This is a genomic window from Chamaesiphon polymorphus CCALA 037 (genome assembly GCF_003003845.1).
GTDB lineage: Bacteria > Cyanobacteriota > Cyanobacteriia > Cyanobacteriales > Chamaesiphonaceae > Chamaesiphon > Chamaesiphon polymorphus.
The window spans coordinates 1-4,315 of sequence record NZ_PVWO01000489.1 but is presented as its reverse complement, the minus strand read 5'-3'; the positions used below and the strand labels follow the sequence as shown (position 1 = coordinate 4,315).

Sequence of the window (4,315 nt, the reverse complement as noted above, 5' to 3'; positions counted from 1 at the left end):
TCTGGAGGGTTATAGTTTGAATAACACCTGAAGATCGACTTGTAAGTTATGACTTTATCACTTGCTGGCGGACGAGATTGCCATAATAAATCGAATTTTTATCTATTAATTAAAGATTTAATCGAGACTTATTTCGATCGAGATTATCTCAACGATCGACTCCAAGAATTACCCCGACAATTCGAGCGTCCCCATCCACGAAAATGGGCAAAAATCGAGTGGCATCAGATCGAATCCCATCTCATCGTTGGCATCGAACCAGCAGTATTTCTGGCTATCCTCAAAGGCGCGATCGATACTGAAGCTCCTATTCGAGATTATACCCATACCAGTCGGCAATATCTCGATCGCATCCATCCCGCCATGGCTGAATTTGTCGGCGGTACGGTTGACGAGCTTGGCAAGCGTAGCTCGAAGGGAATTTGGGAGCTAGAAGAAAGTCGCCATGCACCCGCATTAATCGCCATCTATCAGCAATTAAGCGGCGAACGCATTCAGCCCAATCCCAAACAAGCGCGAGCTTATCAACCAACCGATTGCCCCGACAACGATCTCTATCGTCATGGTTTGTCGCGAATTGCAACTGAATATGGTGCTACATGTTTATACATCTGGTTAATGGGGCATTCTACAGGTACATTGCAACAAGTAATCGGCGAAATGCTCCGAGATGAAATCAATCATCTCATCAAATTCTGGGGCTTCGGAGTTTGGTTATATCCCGCGCCCACAGGACATCGATTCATTCGCGGTTGTAGACAGTTACTCCCCCGCAAATCGGCTTCAGGTGGTAACTTACTCAAAACTTACTATCGGATGCTGTCGGTACTGCACTGGAACGAGTGGAGCTGGCAACATCGTTGGCAATTAGTCGTGACATTTTGGCTGGTGATGCAGCGGCTGTTAGCTTGGCATCACAGCCTCAATTCTGCCTATTTAAAACAAATTTTTGGCATCCTTCCCGATCGATTTACACACAAACATTAATTAACTAATTATTATGAGTACTCAATTAATTACCAAATTACCCGCTATTTTAGATGCGACTAAAATGCCCCAACACGTAGCGGCAATTATGGATGGAAATGGTAGATGGGCAAAACAGCAAGGATTGCCACGTATCGCCGGACACCAACAAGGTGCTAATACAGTTAAATCGCTACTACGCTGTTGTAAAGATTGGGGCATTGCTAACTTTACAGTTTATGCTTTCTCTACCGAAAACTGGGGCAGACCAGCAGTAGAAGTCGATTTCCTGATGCGTTTATTTGAGGGCTTATTAGATAGTGAGTTAGACCAAATGCACGCCGAAGGAGTTAGAATTAGATTTCTCGGCGATCGATCTCAAGTACCGCTAGGGCTGCAACGCATGATGGATAAATCGATCGATAAAACGCAGTACAATCAATCTGTTACGTTTAATATTGCCATCAACTATGGCAGCCGTAAAGAAATCCTCCAAGCTTGTAAATCGATCGCCCAATTAGCTAGAGCGGGTGAATTAGACTTAGATCTGCTGGATGAATCGATGTTCGATCGATATTTAGACACCCATGAATTACCAGATCCCGATCTCTTGATTAGGACTAGCGGCGAACAACGTTTGAGTAATTTCTTATTATGGCAACTAGCCTATACCGAAATCTACATTACCAAAACACATTGGCCGGATTTTAGCAATGATGAATTTATCCTCGCGATCGCTGATTTTCAGCAGCGCAATCGTCGGTTTGGGAAAGTGTAAGATAGTCGATCATTGATAATTGATATTGATTATCCACTATCAACTATCAATTATCCACTATCAACTATCCACTATCCACTATCCACTAATTTAAAATCCGTAAGAAAGTCCAACGGATAGTACGGGATAAACATTAAATCCGCGCAGATCGTTTTCGGTTTGACGAACTTGATTATCTAATTGGTTGCGTGTAATTGGATTATTATTAAAAGCGGGATTGCTGGCATTGAGTGAAACTTTGGGCGCACCTGTAAACATTATGCCGAGATCGGCATTAAAGCCAAAACCTTCATTTGTCGATTTACCAATCCCGATGCCCAGATAAGGCGCGATCGAGTTACCGTACTTATATTCGCCGCTGAGGGTGCCGATCGCACTAGCAGGGTATTGAACCCCATCGATCGTATATGTGCCGTTACCGCCCGGTTTACCAGTCACAGAGAAGCGATTATTTTGAGCGACTAAGCCGCCAGTCACGCGAAAAGTGCTATTACCAAATGGATAGTAATCGCCAAATAACTGCACGCTGCTGAAATTTAGCTGCGAGTCGTAATTAATACCGCTATCCGTGCGATTGAATCCGACATTACCAAAGTTCAGTCCTAAGCGACCGTTAAATTGCGGTGACAAAGATTTGGCAACTTCGACGCCAGCACCGAGCGTACCTACCCGTGCCGTAATCCCGATCCCCGCAGAATTCCTACCATTGGCTGTAGAATCTCCATTTGACTGTTGGGATACTTTATATGGCACGATCGGTTGCAGACCGATATCTAGCCCTGGCTTCGATGATGCGGGTGTTTGCCTATCGACGATCGTGACTAGATTTTTGGCTGCCGCCGGATCGATCGCGATCGAATTGAGAATCAAAATCCCGATCGAAATTGCGGTGAGACGGTAGTAGGCGAAACGAGACATAAGTGATTACCTCCACTGATTCTACACTCAATAAAATTGGGTAGTATATGCGTAGCAATGTTAAGTTGCTATTAACATACTACCTAATTATTCGATCGATCTAAAGAAAATCTTTAAAATTGGTGCAATTTTTGTTCGCAAAATTTCCACCCAATCAATAAAAATCGCGCTCGCCGAATTGTTACGACGAGCGCGATCCGACGATATGTTGGATTTTATAGAATAGCTGCGGTAAAATGCCCAATTATCAAAAAAATAGATGACGATCCCCGATCTCTATCGATTTTTTTAATCGATCGCGATTAAGCGAACTTAATCTTGAGATAATCATCATCCATCTTCGCCCCAGTAGGCTGGAGCGCGGCTAGAGCTTGCGGCAGCACCATATTTCGACGGTGGTTACCGATGCGGATATTCAATTCATCCCCAGTTTTATTGAGTTGAATTTGGTCTTTGGCAATTCCTGGTAGATACAATTCCAAACTGTATAGGCTATTACCTTCTTGGACGATTCTGGTAGTTGTTTCTTGATAGTAAACCTTACTGGGATCTTCATCGCCATACAGAGTTTCCTTCAATCGATCGAGGGCGGCAAGTCCGCAGAGTTCCTCTGTATATAAAGGCACCTCTTTAACTGGCAGCGGATGAAAATCTTCGTGAATTTCGAGGCGATACTTCTCTTGATTTTCCTTCCATGTCTTGAAAAATGGATCGGTAACTGTTGCCGGAATGATCCGATTGGCAATTACTAAATCGGTAGAAACATTGTACAAACTCAGATAAGCATGAGCGCGCAGCGATTCCTTAATTACCATCTTTTCGGGATTGGTTACCAATCGTACCGACGAGACGGTATTATCCATCAAGATCTTTTGCAGAGCCTCGATTTGCTCGTAAAATTCATAGGGTGCATCCATCACTTCCTTATTCGGCAAAGAGAACCCCGCAACTGGTCGAAAGAACGGTTCGACTAACGGTCTGAGCGCGACAGAAACCGCCTGTAAAGGCTTGTAAAACTTCCGCATATACCAACCGCCGACTTCTGGCAAACTCAGCAATCTCAGGGCAGTCCCGGTGGGTGCGGAGTCGATAATCAGCACATCGTAGATCCCTTCGTCAAAGTGCCGCTTCATCCGCACCAGTCCGAAGATCTCATCCATCCCTGGTAAGATTGCCAATTCCTCAGCTTGTACGCCTTCCATCCCGCGCGCTTGCAACACGTCGGTGATGTAGCGTTTCACCGCCCCCCAGTTGCCTTCGAGTTCCTTGAGTGCATCTAGTTCCGCACCCCACAAATTGGGGCGAACTTCGCGCGGATCGTGCCCCATCTCCATGTCGAAGCTATCGGCGAGGGAGTGAGCGGGATCGGTGCTGAGGACGAGGGTACGATAACCTAATTCGGCACATCGCAATCCTGTTGCCGCCGCGACAGAGGTTTTACCCACACCACCTTTGCCAGTCATCAAAATTAAACGCATGTTCTCTATGTTTTGTCCGAGTAATCTTTAGGCGCAGCCTCTATGTGAGAACATCGCTAATCTCGATCTTAGCGGTTTTTCCTCTTGCAGGCTATTTAACGTTATTTCGGGTTAACGATCTCCCTTTAAGGCCATTCTTGGACTGGTGCTTGGTCTTAAGTTACTGGTGCTAAGG

Annotated in this window: 4 protein-coding genes; 2 read left to right on the top strand and 2 right to left on the bottom strand. The window is 45.2% G+C overall.

The window, feature by feature from the left end; genetic code table 11:
* The first annotated feature begins 48 nt into the window (after nt 1–48).
* Both C7B77_RS25015 and C7B77_RS25010 read left to right on the top strand, forming a co-directional pair.
* A complete protein-coding gene (locus tag C7B77_RS25015) occupies nt 49–987 on the top strand; it encodes a ferritin-like domain-containing protein (protein WP_106311330.1) in 939 nt (312 codons plus the stop codon).
* A gap of 13 nt (nt 988–1,000) precedes the next feature.
* Nucleotides 1,001–1,744 carry an undecaprenyl pyrophosphate synthase gene (locus C7B77_RS25010; protein ID WP_106311327.1) on the top strand — a complete coding sequence of 248 codons (744 nt, stop codon included), beginning with the start codon at nt 1,001–1,003 and terminating at the stop codon, nt 1,742–1,744.
* Between the two features lie 90 nt (nt 1,745–1,834).
* Here the strand turns inward: C7B77_RS25010 and C7B77_RS25005 are convergent, their stop codons facing one another.
* Together C7B77_RS25005 and C7B77_RS25000 are read right to left on the bottom strand one after the other, a co-directional pair.
* On the bottom strand, nt 1,835–2,662 hold the full coding sequence (locus C7B77_RS25005; protein WP_106311324.1) for a hypothetical protein: 828 nt from the start codon (nt 2,660–2,662) through the stop codon (nt 1,835–1,837).
* A gap of 302 nt (nt 2,663–2,964) precedes the next feature.
* Nucleotides 2,965–4,140, bottom strand: coding sequence for a TRC40/GET3/ArsA family transport-energizing ATPase (locus C7B77_RS25000; RefSeq protein WP_106311321.1), 1,176 nt, complete (start codon nt 4,138–4,140; stop codon nt 2,965–2,967).
* Between the last annotated feature and the right edge of the window lie 175 nt (nt 4,141–4,315).